This is a genomic window from Clostridium sp. ZS2-4, assembly GCF_026719745.1.
Taxonomy (GTDB): Bacteria; Bacillota; Clostridia; order Clostridiales; family Clostridiaceae; genus Clostridium_H.
Map to the genome: position 1 here is coordinate 1 of NZ_JAPPRQ010000019.1, position 1,609 is coordinate 1,609.

General features: G+C 30.9%; 2 protein-coding genes. Both read left to right on the top strand.

The window, feature by feature from the left end; translation table 11 throughout:
- The first annotated feature begins 414 nt into the window (after window positions 1-414).
- Window positions 415-762: a hypothetical protein gene (locus OIO11_RS03880; RefSeq protein ID WP_268070054.1), complete on the top strand. Its 348-nt coding sequence runs from the start codon at window positions 415-417 to the stop codon at window positions 760-762.
- Window positions 763-786: 24 nt separating this feature from the next.
- Entirely contained in the window at window positions 787-1,212 is a 426-nt protein-coding gene (locus tag OIO11_RS03885) for an SMI1/KNR4 family protein (protein ID WP_268070055.1), read from the top strand.
- Window positions 1,213-1,609: the final 397 nt, after the last annotated feature.

Genomic DNA, 1,609 nt, shown 5'->3' on the forward strand with positions numbered 1-1,609 from the left:
AGCAATATTTGGACCTTTTGGAGTAGGCGAAGCCTTAGGTGGAAAGATGTTGTTAGGAGGAATAACCAACGGCTTTGAAAGTATAGTAAGACAAAAATTAGAAGGCAAAGGAATAAACTTTAAAACTGTACTAACTGATTTTGGAATAGGAGCAGGAACGGCAGCAGCATTCCATGGAGCAGAAAAATTAATTAAGAAAGCATCACCCTTTGTTAAAAAAGCATTTAATAAGATATCAGCTGAAATATCAGAGAATATTAGAATAGCTAAAATAGCATTAAACAATATGAACAAAGGACCGAAGCCAGCAGTGCTTGGTAGTAATTTGGGTAATGGTTATGAGGCTTTAGGTAGGTTTANATTACTGAGGGGGGTAGTAACCCTGGTAGTAGAGTATATGACTCAACTAAACCTATGAGTCCATCAAATTATCCAAATCCAGACCCAGATTTTACAGCACCACCAGTAAGATATGAACCTAAAACAATACAGGAAGTTGAAAGAATGAGAAAAGGTAAAGGTCCAACTACTAAAGCTACTCATGGAGATAGAAATATAGAACCTCATCATAGAGGTCAAAAATCAGTAGAAAATAATGGGGGAATATTAGATGATTTAGAAGAGTATACTCATAGACGTGGTGGAAACCATACTAGACATACAGAACCATCAGAACTTACTCCAGCTCAAAGGGCTAAAGAAATAAGGGAGCATTGGAAGAAACGTGGTAGTGAATATATATTACCAGGAGAGGGTATATAAAAATAAAAATAGAGGTGATAGACGATGAAATATGATGAAATAGAATCTATATTAGCAACTATATTAGAAAAAGAAACCGATATATTAGACAAACCAACAGCTGAGGAATGGCAAGAATTAAGTAATAAGTTTAATTGCTTATTTAGTGATGAATTTAGAGATTTTATTGAATTAATGTCATTATGGTCATTTCCAGGGGATATTTATAATGTATCAAAAGTAAATAATAATGGAAATGATACAATAGAAGATGTATATAATCATGAAATGAGAAATGGTAATTGGAATGCCAATATGATACCATTCTATGGAATAGGAAATGGAGATTATTTTTGCATAAGTACATTAGATTCAAAAGTATATTATTACTATGATGATAAAGGAGAAGTTGAAGAATATTGCGATAGTTTTAAAGCATGGATAAAAGATTTACCTAATTTTTTAGCATAGTTTATATGTGAAACTAGATGCAAAAAACAAAAAAATTACTACAAAAAAGATAAAATTAGTCAGATGTAATAAAATAAATAGAAGTTAAGGAATATGTAGCTGAATAATATTAATAATGCAGTGAAAGAAGTTAAAAAGATTAATGTTTCAGTAATTGAGTATTAATCTTTTTTTCATATAGAGAAATATTTATAAAACTTAAGATAACTAGGGTTTAAGACCACCGTTAGCAAGCTCATTCCCTTTGGTCGTTCGTAAGGACCCTCAGGGCAATGTCATAAAGCTAAGCTTCAAAATTTTTACAAGATATAGTTTTTTAAGGAAAAGTCTATGTTTTCATAGACTTTTCTAAAATATCATATTAGTGACAAATGTGTATTTTTTATTTTAAGCATCA